Source organism: Parabacteroides caecihominis (assembly GCF_023656785.1).
Classification (GTDB): Bacteria; Bacteroidota; Bacteroidia; order Bacteroidales; family Tannerellaceae; genus Parabacteroides; species Parabacteroides segnis.
This window is the reverse complement of the sequence record NZ_JAMOKS010000003.1, coordinates 189,363-208,001: the sequence shown is the minus strand read 5'-3', so window position 1 is coordinate 208,001 and position 18,639 is coordinate 189,363. Positions and strand designations below refer to the sequence as shown.

Annotated in this window: 8 protein-coding genes; all 8 read right to left on the bottom strand. The window is 51.0% G+C overall.

All coding sequences use genetic code 11. From position 1 onward, the window contains the following. Positions 1–131 precede the first annotated feature (131 nt). Positions 132–1,499 (bottom strand): efflux transporter outer membrane subunit, encoded by a 1,368-nt coding sequence (locus NBH14_RS03415; RefSeq protein ID WP_117588716.1) that lies wholly within the window; start codon positions 1,497–1,499, stop codon positions 132–134. Continuing rightward, positions 1,496–4,687, bottom strand: coding sequence for an efflux RND transporter permease subunit (locus tag NBH14_RS03410; RefSeq protein WP_117588715.1), 3,192 nt, complete (start codon positions 4,685–4,687; stop codon positions 1,496–1,498). The genes NBH14_RS03415 and NBH14_RS03410 overlap by 4 nt, the downstream gene beginning before the upstream one ends. Positions 4,688–4,705: 18 nt before the next feature. Continuing rightward, a complete protein-coding gene (locus tag NBH14_RS03405) occupies positions 4,706–5,803 on the bottom strand; it encodes an efflux RND transporter periplasmic adaptor subunit (protein WP_117588714.1) in 1,098 nt (365 codons plus the stop codon). After that, complete coding sequence (locus NBH14_RS03400; RefSeq protein WP_370527591.1) at positions 5,800–7,515, bottom strand: sensor histidine kinase; 1,716 nt, start codon at positions 7,513–7,515, stop codon at positions 5,800–5,802. Before NBH14_RS03400 ends, NBH14_RS03405 begins: the two co-directional genes overlap by 4 nt. Further along, the gene (gene tet(Q) / locus NBH14_RS03395) at positions 7,515–9,440 is read right to left on the bottom strand and encodes a tetracycline resistance ribosomal protection protein Tet(Q) (RefSeq protein WP_004291466.1); all 1,926 of its coding nucleotides are present in this window, start codon (positions 9,438–9,440) and stop codon (positions 7,515–7,517) included. Before tet(Q) ends, NBH14_RS03400 begins: the two co-directional genes overlap by 1 nt. A gap of 657 nt (positions 9,441–10,097) precedes the next feature. After that, positions 10,098–15,914 carry a helicase-like domain-containing protein gene (locus NBH14_RS03390; RefSeq protein WP_004291462.1) on the bottom strand — a complete coding sequence of 1,939 codons (5,817 nt, stop codon included), beginning with the start codon at positions 15,912–15,914 and terminating at the stop codon, positions 10,098–10,100. After that, positions 15,904–16,491, bottom strand: coding sequence for a DUF1896 domain-containing protein (locus NBH14_RS03385; protein ID WP_004291461.1), 588 nt, complete (start codon positions 16,489–16,491; stop codon positions 15,904–15,906). Before NBH14_RS03385 ends, NBH14_RS03390 begins: the two co-directional genes overlap by 11 nt. 27 nt (positions 16,492–16,518) lie before the next feature. Next, entirely contained in the window at positions 16,519–18,606 is a 2,088-nt protein-coding gene (locus NBH14_RS03380) for a type IA DNA topoisomerase (RefSeq protein ID WP_004291456.1), read from the bottom strand. Positions 18,607–18,639 lie beyond the last annotated feature (33 nt).

Here is an 18,639-nt window from a genome sequence, read left to right as displayed (position 1 = left end):
TCTCACTCGGATGCCTTTGCAAGCATCCGTTTTGCTGTTGCCTGAACTAACCTCCACTCTTGATTTTCCGAAGTGCCACTTCGACCACCACAAAGTGGCACCTTGTGCGCCTCGAAGTGCCACTTTGTCTTTCACCAGCTTCCACCTCCCAACGCATGATACAGATTTATCATCCCCTGTATTTTGTCGAAATGATCGTTTGCTTCCGTCAGTTCAGCGGAGAGCAGGGATTGCTGAGCGGTAAGCACTTCCAAATAGGTGGTGCTACTGCTGTGTTCCATCAGCTGGCGGGTACTTTCCACGGTGCGGCGCAGAGCGGCTATCTGCTTGCCATCAAGTTGCAAACGGCGGTCGGCTGTCTGCCATTGTGCAAGAGCATCGTTCACCTCGCTACCCGCTTTCAGCAGACTTTGCTGGAAAGAGAGTAACGCTTCCTGTTGCTGTGCCTTGGCGATGCGCAGGTTGGCGATGTTACGCCCACGGTTGAAGAGGGGGTGTGTCAATGAGCCGACTGCACTCAGTAGCCAGCGTCCGGGATTGATAATGGCGGCACCGGTACTGTTTGTCCAACCTGCAGACCCGCCCAGCGTAATGCTGGGATAAAAGGCGGAGCGGGCGGCACCGGTGGCATAGAACGCCTGTGCCAGCGATGCTTCTGCCTGACGGATGTCGGGACGGCGGGCAAGCAACTGCAGGGGTACACCTACGGAGAGTGTATCGGGAAATTGCTGTTCTGTCAACGTACCGCGTTCGATATGGGAAGGCACATCGCCTAAGAGCAAGGAGATGGCATTTTCCTGTTTCTTGACTTGCTGTTCCAGAGTAAGCACATTCGTTTCCACGGTAAGCAGGTTGGCACGTGCCTGCTGCACGGCAGCTTCGGTGGTGTTGCCGAACTGCTTTTGCAGTTCCAACGTGCGCAACGACTCGCTCCAACTCTCGGCGGTGCAGCGGTTGATGTCGAGTTGTACATCCAACATCAGCAAGTTGTAATAACTGTTGGCAATTGTGGCGATGAGTTGTGTCTGCACTGCCTGCCGGTAAGCGCGGCTCTGCTCTAAGGCGGCACGGGCACCACGTTTGGCATTGGTCAGCTTGCCGAACAAGTCCAGCTCCCACTCGGCGGAAGCAGCAAGGGTGTAGGTCTTGGTCGTCTTGCTACCATCGAAGCTACTCAACGTACCTTGCGGGGCAAGCGACACTGAGGGCAGGTAGGCAAGGCGCGAAGACATCAGCGTGGCTTCTGCCTCCACCACTTTCAGACGTGCGACGTTAAGGTCGTTGTTATTCTCCAGTCCTCGCCGGATGAGGGATTGCAAGCGTGTGTCGGTGAACAGTTCGCTCCAATGCAAGGAGGCGATGGAGGCTGTGTCTTCCGCTTGTATGTCGGTGCCATACAGCCCATCGGTTTTCACTTCCTCCGGACGGGAGTAAGGTTTATAGACTCCGCACGAGGCAAGCAGCAGTGCGGTAACTGTTGTCAGTAATATATTTCTCATGATTCCTTTTCCTTTTTATGTTTCTTCAAATCTTCCATTTCACCTTGTATCGACCATTCGCCGGAGGAAACAGCCTGCATGGGACGTACCTTCTCTTGCAACCACTGGAAAGCAATGAACAGTGCCGGAACCACAAATAGCAAGGCAAGTGTACCGACCAGCATACCACCCACCGCACCGGAACCCAACGTGCGGTTACCGTTGGCTCCTACTCCCGTTGATACCATCAGCGGTAGCAGTCCGAACACCATTGTAAGGGCTGTCATTAGGATGGGGCGCAATCGCACCTTGGCGGCTCCAACGGCAGCTTGTATCAGCGACATGCCCGCCTGTCGGCGTTTGACGGCATATTCCGTTATCAGGATGGCGGTCTTTGCCAGCAATCCGATGAGCATAATCAAACCGGTCTGCATATAGATGTTATTCTCCAATCCCATCAGCTTGGCAAACAGGAAACTGCCCAGCAAGCCGAAAGGAAGGGCGAGCACCACGGCAAACGGGATGAGGAAACTTTCATAAAGTGCGCTCAGGATGAGATAGACCAGCACAAAGCAAATGGCGAAGATAATCACCGTGTTGCTGCTCGACTGACTTTCCTCGCGGGTGATGCCGCCAAACTCGTAGGTATAGCCTTTGGGCAATGCCGTGGACGCCGCTTCGCCGATGGCACGGATGGCGTCGCCGGAAGAATAGCCGTCGGCAGCCGAACCGTTGACCGCAATGGAGCCATAGAGGTTGAAGCGGTTGAGCGACTGTGGCCCGTAGGTCTTGGTAAGCCGGGCAAACTGGCTGATGGGAGCCATTTCACCGTTGCCGGTACGCACATAGAGGTGGTTCAGCGATTCCGGTGTGACCCGTGTGTCCGGCTCCGCCTGTATCATGACACGGTAGAGCTTGGAGAAACGGTTAAAATTGGAGACATACTGCCCGCCATAGTAACCGGACACCGTGGAAAGCACCTCTGCCGGAGAAAGCCCCGAACGTTCGCAACGGGCGGCATCAATGTCCAGCGTATATTGCGGATAGTCTGCTGAAAAAGCGGTATAGGCAGTCCCGATTTCCGGGCATTGGCTCAGGGAGGCAATGAATCCCTTGGTGGCATCGTCCAACTCACTGACAGGTTTGCCCGTCTTGTCCTGCACGTGCAGTTCAAAACCGTTCACCATGCCGTAGCCGTTAATCATGGGCGGGGCGGCGGCAAATAACTGCGCATCCGGTATTTTCTGTGAAAGGGTGTTGATGCGTCCGATGATAGAGTTTACATCATCTTCCTTGCCGTCACGTTCCGACCAGTCGCGCAGGGAGATGATAATCAGTCCCGCACTGGCTCCCGAACCGCTGAGCGAATATCCGCTGACGGTGGCATAATGCTTCACCTGCGGCATTTGTTGGATTTCCTTTTCCAACTGCGCCAATACTTGGGTGGTGCGGAAGAGCGAAGTGCCCGGCTTGGTATTGACGCTCACCATGACCGTACCCGTATCTTCATCGGGCACAAGTCCGGTCTTGGTAGTGCGCATCAGCACCACCACCAGCGCCACCGTAGCCACCAGCAGTCCCCATGTCACCACCCGATGGCGGCAGAAGTAGATGACACCCCGAACGTACCGCTTCACCAAGACCTCGAAAGCCGCATTGAACGCCTTGCGGAAGCGTGCCGAAAAACCGCTTTTCTCTTTGCCGTCCGCATCTATATAAGGTTCAAGCAGTAAGGCACACAGAGTCGGTGAAAGTGTCAAGGCATTGACTGCCGACAGTCCGACCGCCACCGCCATCGTGATGCCGAACTGCGTATAGAATACGCCGGACGTGCCGCCCATCATGGAAACCGGGATGAATACCGCCATGAACACCAGCGTAGAGGTAACGATGGCAGCCGTAATGCCCGACATGGCTTCGTTCGTCGCCATATACGATGAGTAGTAACCGGCATCGAACTTCGCCTGTACTGCCTCGACTACCACAATGGCATTGTCCACCACCGTACCGATGGCAAGCACCAGTGCGAACAGCGTCAGCAAGTTGATGGAAAAGCCCGCCACCGCCATGAAAGCGAACGTGCCGACCAAAGAGACGATAATGGATATGGTGGGAATCAGTGTCGAACGGATGTCCTGCAAAAACACATAAACCACCAGTACAACGAGAATGATAGCCTCTATCAGCGTCCAAAGCACATTCTCGATGGAGGCAAAGAGAAAGTCGTTCACGCTCAACAAGCTGGCAAACTTCAATCCTTCAGGCAAGTCTTCGGATATTTCATCTATCAGCGCATCAATCTCCTGTACCACCTCCGTAGCATTGGAACCGGCACTCTGGTAAGCCTCGGTGATACATCCCGCATGACCGTCCGTCATGGCACGATAGGTATAGGCTTCATCACCCAACTCGATGCGGGCAATATCTTTCAGACGCAAGATTTCTCCGTTGGAAAGCGAACGGATAACAATATCACCAAACTCTTCGGGCGTGGAGAAGCGTCCCCTATATTTGATGGTATATTCGTAGGCATTCTCGTGGTTCTCGCCGAAAGCACCCGTAGCCGATTCCAAATTCTGCTTTTCGAGGGCATTGGTCACGTCTGACGGTATCAGTTTGTACTGCGCCATCACGTCCGGTTTCAGCCAAATGCGCATGGAATAGTTGGATGCCAATACATTGAACTCACCCACACCGGCAATACGCTTGACGCGCGGCTCCACATTTATCTTCATGTAGTTGTTGATAAACTGCATATCGTATGAATCGTCCGGGCTGTAGAGGGCGACCACCTTCAATAGCGACTTCTGTTGTTTCTGCGTCTGCACCCCGATTTTGGTTACTTCGGCAGGAAGCAATCCCTGTGCCTTCGATACGCGGTTTTGCACATTGACTGCCGCCATGTCGGCATCAGTTCCCTGACGGAAATAGACATTCACTGTAACATCTCCCGTATTGGAGGCTTCCGAATGGATGTAGCTCATGTTCTCCACACCGTTGATGGCTTCCTCCAACGGGACAATGACCGACTTCTGCACCGTTTCGGCATTGGCACCGGGATAAGAAGTCGTTACTTGCACCGTGGGCGGCGCAATGTCTGGATATTGCTCCACAGGCAGCCCCGTCAGGGATATGATGCCCAACAAAACAATAATTACGGAAATAACGATGGAAAAGACCGGGCGGTCTATAAAGAATCGTAAATTCATAACTTCTTCCTCCTCTTATTACGGTTTTAAGGTTACGGCATCGCCGTTATTGAGCAAGCCTACGCCTGTAGTCACAATCACATCGCCAACATCCAATCCGGAAGTGACGGTATAGCGGATGCCGTCATGCACCGGATTGACTTCAATACGGGTAGCCACCGCCTTGCCATTCACTACCCGATAGACAAACAGCTTGTCCTGCAATTCGTAGGTGGCTTCTTGCGGAATGGGAATAGCATCCTGCAAGGTCTGCGGGATAAGTATATTTCCCGTGCTTCCGCTCAGCAGCACCCGTTCGGCGTTGGGGAATACGGCACGCAAGGAGCCACTTCCGGTCTGTCGGTCAAGTACGCCGCTGATGCTCTCAATACGCCCTTCCTTTTCATAGATAGTTCCATCACCCAGTTGCAGACGGACGGCAGGCATCTCTTCCAAGGTTCGGTTGATGGAGCCGTAACAGCGTATCAATGACTGCAATCGCTGCCCCGACATGGAGAAATAGACATACATCTCCGAATTATCCGATACGGAAGTAAGCGGTTGTGCCGAACCGGAACTGACCAATGTGCCCACGCGGTAAGGGATGGTGCCTATTACTCCGTTTGCGGGACTCTTTACTTCTGTATAAGAAAGGTCGTTGTGGGCATTCACCTCCTGCGCTTTGGCTTGTTCCAACGCGGCTTCGGCCACGAGAAGCGCATTGCGGGCTGTGGAGAGGTCATATTCCGAAATGACCTTTTCACGATGAAGTGCCTGCTTGCTTTCGTAGGTCAGCCGGGCGGTCTGTACCTGTGCTTCGGCAGAATGGACATTGGCAATAGCTGTCCGCAGGGCTGCTTGGTAAGGAACTTGGTCTATAATAAACAACCGTTCACCCCGACGTACCTCTTGCCCTTCTTTCACGCATACCTGTTGTATCGTCCCGGACACCTGCGGATAGATTTCAATGTCCTGCCTTCCCTGTACGGATGCGGAATAAGATTCGGTCAGCGTCACTTCTCCTTTTCCTACGGTCATGACCGAATAATTGACTTCTTCCTGCTCCGGTTCCGTTTGGTGACAGGCAGTAAATGATGTTGAACAGAGTATCAACGTACTCAAGAAATACTTTTTCATAAGTTCGATATGTTTTTGTTGTTTCTGTTTAGCAGATAATAAACTAAAATAAGGATTTGTGTCATTATTTCCGATAGGGGAACTGACAGCCAAAGTCCCGGAACGCCGATGACACGCGGTAACACAAGAAAAGCCGGAACTACGAAAACAAGACCTCGCAATAGCATGAGCAAGATGGCGGTCTTGAAACATCCAAGGCTTTGATAGTACCCCACACATACCAAATTGAGAGCGAAGAACAGAAATGCGACAGAGAAATAGGGAAGTCCCTCTTGTGCGATATTAGCGGCGGCATTTGATAGACGTTCAAACGCACCGAACGCTTGTTTCTGTTCCTCTTCTGTCATGCCTGTACCTGTATCTTCAACGACCAGTGTCAGAACTCCATTATCATATTCAGTAATCAAAGAAACACCGCCTTCTTCTGTGAACTTGACAGCGTTTGACAGCAGGTTATTCCCGATTTGTATTATTCGCTCTTTGTCGGTCAATACAATGGCATCGTGTCCAGTCTTCACGGACAAGGACAGCCCTTTGTTCACGGCAACAGGCATGAACTCCGTTTCAAGTGTGTGCGTGATTGCTGAAATCCGGCAGGGTGACAGACGGGGCTGTTCCTTGCCGTTGTCCAGGCGGAAGAAGTCAAGCAAAGTGTTAAGCATATCCCGCATACGGTCGGAGGATTGCAGTATGTTTTGGATATACTGCCCGGACTTATCCTCACACTGTTCTTTCCGTATCAGTCCGGCATAGCCTGTTATTGCTGTCAGCGGTGTGCGCAGTTCATGGGTGATAGTATGTACCGCCTTCTTCCTTGACGTTATCAGTGCCTCGTTCCGTTGTACGGATTGTTCCAGTTGCCTTATCAAATCAGTTGTCTTGTGCTTGTATTGTTTAATGCTTTTTGCATCACGATGTATGATGATGTAGGAAATTAACAACAATAGAAGAACGAATCCCATTAAACCGCCTACTTGCATAAATGACTTTTCACGCATGGCAACTATTTCGTTTTCCCGGCTTTGCAGTTCGGTTTGTACCTTTTCTTCTATTTGGCAAATCAATTCTTGCAGTTGTCTGTTAAGTTCTGCATTACGAGCTGCAAGGCTGTCGGCTTGTTCCGACAATTGGCGATCCTGCACTTTCTGTTCGCTGATTACGTTTCTATTGACCGAATGAAGGATAGTGGTTGATACTGCTGGAGTTACTTCCTTTTTTTTGCCGAATATGCCTAAGAAACCTTTTCGTTTTGGCTTTTTGGACTGTTCCTGCACACTTTTCTGTACAATAACCGGAATTTGATTGGCTATCTTCTTGTTAATAGATTGTTGTTCATCCATTAACCGGACTATCTGGAACATCTGTCGTTCCTTATCCTCTAAAAGACTGCGCACACTATCGATGCGCTCTGCTGGATAGGTGGCCTTGAAACGGCAGAGCATACTGTCCATTGCCATACGCCGTGCATGGTAATGCTCGATATCTTTATCGTTCCATTCCAGTATTGTTTCACCCAATAGAGAAAATTTTATCATTTGAATATTGATATTGTTTATTTCTTTTCGGAGCTCGTCTATTTTTTTATTGCCAAGTTCTAATGCTTCTATCTCCTGCCATTCATAGAGGCTATTATATGCCATACATCCGATAAGAATGGAGATAAGTATATATCCCAACCGTATTGCCTTATAGAAATTTCCTGACCGCTCCATTATTTTAATGACATTGATTTTTGGAACATGAATAAAAGTTTATCTTTTTCGTTCATGCGGATATTATCAGAATAACCGTCTTTTGTTATTTGATACCCACATGGCTTAACCATAAAAATGCCTAAGCCCTTAGTGTACGAACTTACTTCTGAGGCATAGTCTTTACTTGTATTTAATGGAACTTTCCCTTTAATATGACACCACTCATTATTACAACTGATGTCTTCAATCTCAGACATCAGTTTTTGCAAATCTGTAATAGCTTTGGAACTCGCTACTTGGGGTATCTGCAACTCAAAACAGAGCATCGGTTCGAGAATGTCCACACCTGACTGTTGCAAAGCCAGCCTGAAGACATAAGGGGTCAGCTGTCTGAAATCAGCAGGTGTACTTACCGGGCTATAATACTCGGCTTGAGTAAAAGTTACTTTCAGATCTGTCACTTCCCATCCATGTAAACCAGATTGGCAAGACATACGAATCCCTTCAAAAACGGCATTTTGAAAAGAATGGTTCAGATAACCATAGGAGATGTCACTTTCGATTTGCAACCCTGCCCCTAACGGTAAGGGTTCAAGAGTCAGCCCTATTGTGGCCCAGTAAGGGTTGGGTGGTACTTCGATCTGAATAATCTTATTGACCTTTTTTATAGGTCGTTCTTTGTAGATAGTCTTGATCTCATCAAAATGGACCTTTACGGAAAATCGTTCTTCCAGCAATGTCTGTATGATTTCCTTTTGGGTCAAACCATATAACGAGATTTCCAATTCATCACTATATGAGTTTATGGAAAAGGACAAAGACGGGTCTTCAATCCACAATGTATTCAGAGCGGATATCACCTTGCTTCTCTCTTCGGGCTTATTTGGCCGGACGGAGGATTTGAGAGCGGGATGCTGATGAGATAATCCTTGAATCAAACAAGGTTTAGCACCTAAATAATCTCCGATTCGAAAATCTTCTATATCTTCTACAATCGCGATATCATTGGCACCCACTTCATCAACATTTATCTCTCTGCCCTGATAAATAGTCTTTAGATTTTTAATCTTGATGAATTTTTCCGAATCGTTGATTCTTACAACGTCTCGAAGTCTCAGACTTCCGTCAATTATTTTAAGAAAACTTCTTTTATGCCCTTTGGGGTCATGCTCTATCTTATAGAGATAAGCTGAAAGTCTGTTTGAGACTGATGCCGGAGGAAGTATAAAAGAAGAAATGGCGTCCAACAACTCATTGATACCGATATTGAACATTGCTGATCCATGTAGCACCGGATAGACTTTGGCTTTTGCCACAAGAGCGATTATCGTATTCCAATAATCAGCCGGTGAAATTTCGCTATCCGCCAAATATCGTTCTAATATATCGTCGTCATGGTTGCATACAAATTCTTTGTATTCTTCCTTTATATATGTTTGGGAGCAAACCGGATAAACCGATCCATCGACAACAGTTTGCATAAACAGGACATCTTGCGACAGATTTGTTTTTATATCCATATACAAACGCTCCAAATTCACACCGGCACGGTCAATCTTATTGATAAATATAATTGTCGGGATTTGCAGCTTTTGTAAAGTACTGAACAGCAACTTTGTCTGCGCTTGTATGCCTTCCTTTGCGGATAAGATGAGGACTGCTCCATCAAGCATTTTGAATGTCCGCTCCACTTCCGCAATAAAATCCATGTGTCCCGGAGTGTCAATGATATTGCATTTCACTCCATTCCAGATAATAGATGTCGTAGAAGCCCGGACAGTAATTCCTCTACGTTTCTCTATATCCATAGAGTCCGTTATGGTGTCACCATTATCCACACGGCCGCACTTTTCCGTTGCTCCACTGGCAAACAGCAGATTCTCGGTTACGGAAGTTTTTCCTGCATCAATGTGAGCAAGAATTCCTAAATTTATAATATTCATTTGGATTAAGCAATAATATACTACAGTAGATGCATTGTCGAAACGCACCTTTTAATACCTCCTCGTAGCATATGAGAACTACAGGATTACTAACTCGTATTAATATGTATATTATTACTGCCGCATAACGATTACAAAATTACACAAAAAAATATATCTAACAAAAGTGGGAGGATTTTTTAACTTTTTACCATAGACATTTTATTAGGGAAGCGTAGGTTCAACTGGCAAGTACAAATAAGTAGAAATGTTTGAACAACACCGTTTTAGGAAGTTGAAAAATCAAGTTTCTCTCTCGGTATAGCGTTTATTTTGGCCAATATCTTCTTTAGTTTAGCATTTGTGTATTTCCCATTCGTGTTCTATTTAGCTCCTTATTATGAGTATGTAGCAAGTTACTTATCAAATTCAGCCTCTTTGAGGGTCAAATATGGTTTTGCAAATGGTGACTGACAAGACATAAACAAGGTCAGCAGGAATTTTTTACATAAATGGACATGAATGTATATAACCTAAAATAAGAATAAATTTTAATAAGGGCTGCCCAAAAAGAAAAAAATGCAGTTGCCATCCTATAGATACTTGCAGAAAGGATAAAATTTACTTTTAGACCTTTTGGGATAGCCCTTATTAATACTTCAGATAAAATTCCTTAGGTTATATTTTCAATCCTTTGGACCGGGTTTCCTCCTTGGCATACAGTCCCGGACGCCCGATTATGACATGGTTGGCAACGATACTATCCGCCGGACTGCGTATCTGCGGCGGTGCATTTTCGGGATATTGCGCCTGCCTGTTCCTCACATCTTCCGCTTCCGGCTTGAGCTGTTGCCCTTCATTCTCCTTTTCTGCGACTTCGGGCGTGGGTGGCGCAAGCTCCAGCTGAATTTTTCGGTCAAGGGCGGCAAGTTCGGACTTCAACTGCTTCAGCTCGTCCTCCTTCTTCCACACCTTACCCGCTATCTCCTGTAACTGCGGTATCTCCATCTCCAGCACCTCGTTCTTCGCCTTGTACTGGTCGATGATGGAGGGTATCCTCTCCATCGCGTTGAGGAAGTTGCGGGCGGCGGCCAACGGGTCAGCCATCGCCAGATGCCCGTTGTTGTAGGTGTACTTGTAGTTCCCCTCGACCACGAAGCGGTTGTCGGTGAACTCCAATCCCTCTTTGAGTATCCTTTCGCTCACCACCTTTATCGGAAAACCGTAAAGTTCACCGACCTGCGTGTACAACCCTCCGGTCGTGGCATTCTTGGCTATCTCCTGCAAACGCTTTCCGATGACCTTCTCATCGGCGGAATCCACTCCGTCCACCTTTATTATATTAAGGCGGTTGCCCTCCTTGTCGGTCTGCACCACCGACAGGAAGCGGTTCCAGTCCTCCGTCATGGCATCTATGAAAGCCGTGTTGTTGCGCAACTCGCCGGTCTTTGACTCCAGCTTGAACTCCGAATCACGCTTGCCCTTGTTGAACGACTTGCGTTCCCCTTCGAGCGATGCGATCCGCTTTTCCAGTTTCGCCTTGTCCAACAGGTCGGTATTGCCGGAGAGCAACGCCATGTATTCCGAGAAATTCATGCCCGATTTTTCGTCCATTGCCCCCTCGTCGATGGTACGCGCACCCATCGCACCGCTTTTGAGCTGGCTTATGAAAGTCTGCTTGCAGTGCAGGAGGTTGAACTTGTAGCTGTCCAGTGACTTCTCCACCGCGTAGATGATTACATCCACGTTGTTCCCGGCGAAATGTTTGGCAATCTCATTACCTGCCCTAACTCCGCGTCCGTCACGCTGTTGCAAGTCGGACGGTCGCCACGGCGTATCGAGATGATGGATAGCCACACACCGTTTCTGGGCGTTCACACCCGTTCCGAGCATAGAGGTAGAGCCGAACAGCACACGCACCGTCCCGGCGTTCATGGCGTCTATCACCGCCTTCCGCGCCTTGTCGGTCTTGCACTCCTGAATGAAGCGCACCTCGCTTGGCGGTATACCGTAGTCCTCCGTCAGTTTGCGCTTGATTTCCGAATAGACGTTCCACCCGTCGCCCGGCTGGTATGTCCCCAAATCAGAGAAAACGAACTGCGTGCCTTTCTGGGCGTCGTATTTTTGATAATACTCCGCGATCATCTTGGCACAGTGACTCGCTTTGTTGTCGGGATGATCTTCGTAATTCGGGTCTATCATGCGCATGTCGAGTGCCATTTTCCGGGCATAGTCCGTGGCGATGAGCATCTTCGCCTTTTCTTCCGTTTCCGAAAGCGGCAGCCTGCCCAACAAGGTGGCATCGCCCGTCTTGGCGAACTGCATCAGTTTCTGTATGAAGTCCTCCTGTTCCGGCGTGGGCGGTATATGGTGCAGTATCTCGTTCTTGGCAGGACGGTCAACGCCCACATCCTCCGCCGTGCGGTAGTCCGTGATTTCATTATAGAAGGCGGCAAGCTCCGGCACTTTGATGAAGTAGCGGAAACGCTCCTTCTGGACCACATTGTTCGTCACGTTAAATTCAAAATCCGTCGTCTTCTTGGCAAATATCGCCGCCCAAGCGTCGAAACACCTTATGTCCTGCCGTTCCAGCTCCTTCGGGCGCAGGTACTTGAACAGCAGGTACAATTCAGTCAGTGAGTTGCTGATAGTCGTGCCGGAGAGGAAGGTCGCACCCAAGTCTTTTCCTGTGCGCTCCTGTATGGTGCGTATGGCAAAGAGCATGTTAAGTGCCTTCTGGCTTCCCTCGCTGTTTCCCAATCCCGCCACACGGTCGTGGCGCGTGTTGAAAGTCAGATTCTTGAACTGGTGGCTCTCATCTATGAAGATGTGGTCGATGCCCATCTGCTTGAAATCCACCACGTCGTCCGTGCGTGACTTTATGGCGTGTTCCACCTTCTCCAGCTTCGCTTCAAGGTTGTGCTTGCGCTTCTCCAATCCTTTCAGCATCGCCCGCGACACGTTCTTTCCCTGCTGCCGTAGCACTTCGAGGTTTTCCTCCACCGTGTCAAGCTCTGCTTGCAGGATGCGCTGCTGCAATTCCGGCGACTGCGGTATCTTGCCGAACTGGTCGTGCGACATGATGACGCAATCGTAGTCGTTGTTCTTTATATTATTGAAGAAGCGCACACGGTTGGCGGTCGAAAAGTCCTTCTCCGAAGCGTACAGAATACGTGCGTTGGGATATGCCGCCTGATAGGTGGCTGCAATCTCCGCAACGTTGGCTTTCAGCCCGATAATCATCGGCTTGTGTGCCAAATTCAGACGCTTCATCTCATGCGCGGCGATGCACATTATCAGCGTCTTACCGGTTCCCACCTCGTGGTCGCAAATTCCGCCGCCGTTCTGTTTCAACATCCAGACGCAATCCATCTGTGAGGGATAGACGCTCTTGATACCCCGGCTTGCCAGCCCTTTCAGGTTGAGGTCGGGAAAGGTCTGATGGGAGCCGTCGTAGCGCGGGCGCACGAAACAGTTGAACTTGCGGTTATACATCGTCACAAGCCGCTCCTTGAACTGCGGCGACTGCTCTTCGAGCCATTCGGAGAAGCCGTTTCGTATCTCGTCAATCTTGGCGTTGGCGAGTTGTATTCCCTCGCTGTCGCGCATCTTGATGTCGTTGCCATGCTCGTCCTTGCCGATGGACTTCATCATGTCAGGGCAGGTGTTGTGCAGGGCGTGTTTTAGGAGGTGCATACCGTCATAGTTCCGGTAATACCCCTTCACCAGAAACTCGTCCGTGATTTTCATGGTGCGGTAGCCGCACACCACCGAAAACTCGTCCATGCTTGCGGAATAGGCGATTTTCACCTCCGTGTCGAACAGCCGGCTCATGTAGGCGGCATAGACACCCGTCGGAATCCAGCGTTCCCCGAAATTGAAGTCCAGATCCTCGAAGGCGATGCGCTGCGGCTCGGCATCTTTCAGAGCCTCCAACGCCTGCTTCACCTCCGGCATACGCTCATTTTCGGGATTGTCACCCATCCATGCCTCTATGCGTTCCGCTTTCTCTATGACATTTCCGGCGATGAAACGGTCTTTGATTTCGTAACCGGTCACGAGCGGATTGTAGTAGATGCGCCCTTGCAGGGCAGTGAGCAAATCCTCCGCCGTGCTGTCGGTTATCTCCCGCATATAGTCGAGATTGACCGTACCATATTTGTTGAGCGACGCAGACAGGGCTTCTTCGGGAGAGCCTACGTTGGCATGGCTCTCCACCGCGAAGGAAACAGGATGCTCGAAGATGTCCGCCTTGACGAACTTTCCGTTTTCCATCCGTTCCAGCGAAAGGATGTCGCGCCCGCCCGCATCCATCATCACTAACTTCACGTTCTGCTTGGCGTTGAGGTTGCCGTAGCGCATGACAAACTCATCGTAACAGGTATTCAGATGCTCTCGCCACGGAACATTTGCCTCGCGCCGGAGCGATTCATAACGGTACAGACGCTCGTAGGCGTCACGCAGCGACACATACAACAACGCCTTTTCCTTCTGGTATCCTTTCAGGTCGAGCGGCTGGAATGTCGCCCCGTATGGCGTGATGTCTTTCAGGTAGCCGATGTTATGACGCCCCCGGTCAGCCACCAGCGACCCTTCGCGCAGGTGCATCTCCGGCGTGCGGTGGTAGGCACGCGGAGAAAGGTCCACGACTTCCTCCTTCGGCTTTTCCGCTTCGATGTCGGGGAAAAGGAAAGTCCCCACCGCTTCCGATGGGGTATCTGTAACGGCAGGTGCGGCGACTGCCTCCGGCTGTGTTTCCTCCTGTCGTGGCTGCTCACGGGAAGTTTCCGGCACGGCTTTCACTTCCGTCTTTTCCGCCACTTGTTTCTCGTTATGCTGCCTTGCCAGTTCCCGAAGTTCTTTCCTACGCTCCGGCGTCAAACCCATCATCATTTCATAGAAACCGTTGATGGGAGGATTGGTATCCCAGTCCAGTGTGGCATAGATGTCGTCCGGGTCGGCAGGCTTGGCGGTGTTCTCCGCTTTCACCTCCTTATTCTCCATTGCGGGTTTTGCAGTTGGAGCTGTCGGTGTAACCGTGACTTTCGGTTTGGGCGGAGTGGACTTTGCCGTAACTGCCTTTTTCACCGTCTTTTTCTTTTTGGAGGTTTTCGGTTGGCTGACCTCTTCCGTCATCCCCCAGAGGTCAAGCAGGGTGAGCTGCACGCCTGCGGAATATTGCGGGCGCGGTTCTATCTCCGGCTTTTCATCTGCGGGTTGCGGCTTTTCTGTCGGAGTTTCCACCGTCTGCGCCGAGGATACTGTTTCCAATTTTATGGCAGGACGCTCTACTTTATTTTGAACGGCAACTTTTTCTTCCGTTCCTGCCTGCCGGATTGAACCCGAATACAAGCGCATGGCAAGCCTGTAATGGAAATCCTCGTCGAGCATACGGCGCAAATCCCCGGCGATGCCTGCTGCCTTGCCCTCGTGCAGATAAACCATAGCGGGCTTCCCGTAGGGGTCTGTGTCAAGTTTCGCCATCGTATGCACGATGCGTTCCGGGTGGTGGATGAAATAGGCGTTGTCGGTCAGGGCGGTTTTCGTGTCCGTCTGTATCACGGTCATCAGCCGCTCGTCCTGCGACATTTCCTTCTTGCTGAGGTTCTTTTGCAGGACAATCAGGTCACTGCCCACCTCCGTGCCCGCGTTGTCCGTGAACAGGTTGTTGGGCAGGCGTATCGCGGATACCAGATTGGCCTGACTGAACAGCTCGTTACGCACGGAGGTCTTGGTGCTATTCAATACCCCTTGCGAGGTGATGAACGCCACGATACCGCCGTCACGCACGGCATCCAGTCCTTTGAGAAAGAAATAGTTGTGGATGGTTTTCTGGGCGGAGCGTCTGCCGAAAGAGTCGCTCCGCTGAAACTCCGCGTCGAACACGGCAATGTCACCGAACGGAATGTTGGACACCGCCAAGTCGAAATAATTGTTGAACGGTCTTTCGATTTTCTCAAAACCGCAGGTGCGCATTTTCTGGTCGGGATAGAGATGCCTCAAGATTGTACCCGTGAGCAGATCCTTCTCGAAAGCCATCACATCCGCATTGGGGCTGTGCCGCAGCATGGAATCCACGAACACGCCGACACCTGCCGACGGTTCGAGCATACGGGCGGGGCGGACGCTGTAATCTGCCAGCACGTCCGCGATGGTGTCGGTTATCTCTTTGGGGGTGTAGAAAGCGGTCAGCACGGACGCTTTCAGCGAATCCACAAACCGCTTGTACTCTGTTTCGTCCTTGCTGTTCTCACGGATAAGCCTGTGCAGCTCCACCGTCGGGGCGAACAGTTCGAGGTCGGATTTCGCCCACCGGACGGCATCCGTCAGTTCCTTTGCAGGGTTGAGGATACATTTCAGACCGCCGAAACCGCAGTACCTTTGAAGTATGGCACGCTCTTCGGTTGTCGCTGTCCTATTTTCCCTGTCAAGGATGAATGCCGTCCGTATCGCCTCGATGTTGTCCCGCAGTTTCTGTTTGCGGTTAAACGCCATATTCGTCTAAGTAAAGGACGGTTGCTCCCGTCAGCTCCGTGTAGAGCAGGTCGTAATCGGAAGACAGGGCGAAATTGTCATCCGAGAGGTCATAGACGGAGAACACGTTGCCGACAAGCGGCAGCAGTTTCAGGACAAAGGCTTCACGCTTCTCTTCCGGCACTTCATCGGCAAACTCGTTTTCCACGACTTCGCGGAGGATGGCGTAACGGGAATAATGCAGCCCGCGCAGCAGCGTGTCCATCGCCAGTTCCTGCGCACCATCGGCGGGATAGCCTTCAAGCCGTGCCCTCTCATACGTTTCGGCGGCACGGTCGGCCCGTTCCCGTATGAAAGCGGTGTCGTCAGCCTGTTCAAACTTGTTCGTGCGGAGATAGTCCAGCAGGTACAGACCGTAATAGGAAAAGTCGGTCTGACCCTCGTTTTTCTTCTTGTTGTTCATTACTTTGGATTTAGCGGATTGATAATTAACGGGATAATCGGTTGGAAAAAGGAAGAAAAAGGCACTCGGTATCCCTCCGAGTGCCACCACTAAATCCAAAGTATGAGTGTAATCCGGTATCGAAGAACAATTCATTACTCTGAACAAGTGGCAAAGTTAATACTATTTCTTCCGTCCTGAAAATTTCTTGTCCTTTTTAGCCTCCGGGAACACAAAAGTCGTGTTATATTCCCCGTCAAAGGCGACAACAGCATCGAAACTCTTGCCCTGTTTGCTCTTGAACCCTTTGAGCAGCTTGGTATGCCCTTCGGTGAGCAGGTCTTTGATTTCATCGTCGGACAGGGTGCGTCCCGCTTTCAGCCGGAACACGGGCAGTCCGCACTCCGTGTTGTCGCAGCGTACCACCTTGCCGTAGAACCGCATCCTGCCCGTGCCACACTTGGGACACGCGCAGCCGGAGTCACGGCTGCCGAAGAGCTTGTCGCACGAGATCAGTTCGGAGGTTATCTCACGTGTGTACGCCTCTATCTCCTTGCGGAAGGTGTCGTCGGACAGTTCCCCGCGCTCGATACGCGCCAGCTCCTTTTCCCATTCGCCCGTCATGGCAACATCGGCGATGCGCATCGTCTTGACGACGGAATTGAGGGCAAGTCCTTTTTCGGTGGGAACAAGCGACTTCTTGCAGCGTTCCATGTAACCGCGCTTGAAAAGCGTTTCGATGATGGAGGCGCGTGTGGCGGGAGTACCGATGCCACAGTCCTTCATCGCCTGCCGCAGTGCGTCGTCCTCAATTTCCTTGCCCGCCGTTTCCATTGCCGAGAGCAGGGTGGCTTCGGTATGCAGCGGCTTGGGTTTGGTCTTTCCTTCGGTAATGGACGAGCCTTTCGGTGTCAGCGTGTCGCCTTCCTGCCAGCCGGGGATGGTAATTTCCTCTTTTTCCTCGCCATAGACGGCACGCCATCCGGTTTGCTTCACGACGCTGCCTTTTACGGTAAACTCCACTCCGGCACATTCCGCCGTGACAGTGGTCACATCCTTGACGCATTTCTCAGAGAATGCCTCGACCATGCGCCCGGCAATCATCTGATAGATGGTATTGTCCTCTTTGGAGAGGAAGAGCGGTTTCTCACCCGTGACGAGCAGGGCATGGTGGTCTGTCACCTTGCCGTCGTCCACGCTGCGGCGTGTCGGGGCGGCTTTTGCCCGCACCTTGTCTTTCCATTCGGGCTGTGTGCCGATGAAAGCGAGCAGTTTGGGAATTTCGGCAAACACGTCTTCGGGGATGTAGCGGCTTCCCGTTCTCGGATAGGTTATCAACTTCTTTTCGTAGAGTTTCTGCGCGATTTCAAGCGTCTGTTCCGCCGTGAAGCCGTGCTTGGCGTTGGCTTCTTTCTGGAGCGTGGTCAGGTCGTAGAGCAAGGGAGTTTCCTCCGTCTTCTCCTTGCGCTCGGCTTTCGTGACAGTGGCGCAACCTGCCGCCTTTACCTTATTATATAGTTCCATCGCCGGTTCTTTCTCTTTCCATTTCTCGGAGGATGAGAATTTCACGACTTCGCCGTCGCAACCGTCCGTTGCGATATGGAGCTGCCAGAATGCTTCGGACGTAAAGCGGCGGTTCTCCCAGTAGCGTTCACATACCATAGCCAACGTTGGTGTCTGCACCCGCCCCACGGAATACGTGCCGTGTCCGGCGGCGATGGATAACGCCTGTGTGCCGTTGATGCCCACGAGCCAGTCGGATTCGCTCCGCGCTTTGGCGGCGAGGTAGAGGTTGTCGTATTTGCTGCCGTCTTCGAGTTTCCGCAGTCCCTCGCGGATAGCTTTGTCGGTGAGAGAGCTGATCCACAGGCGCACGAAAGGAGTGGTGCAACCCGTATAGTGGTAGAGGTAGCGGAAGATAAGCTCTCCCTCGCGTCCGGCATCGGTCGCCACGATGATATGTTCGCTTGTGTCGAACAGTCTTTTGATGACTTTTATCTGCGACACCACGCCGCTGTCGGGCTTGTAACCTTTCTCCGTCCTGACCTGACGGGGGACGAGCGTGAATGTGTCGGGAATAATCGGGAGGTTGTCACGGACAAATCCGCGCACGCCGTAGCCGTCGGGCATGGCAAGCTGAACGAGGTGTCCGAATGCCCATGTCACGGCATAACCGCCTCCCTCGAAATATCCTTCCTCTCTCTTTGTCGCGCCCACGATGCGGGCGATTTCACGTGCCACGGAGGGCTTTTCTGCAATGATTGTCTTCATGTCTTCTTCTTTTTTGTTGATACTTTGGATTTT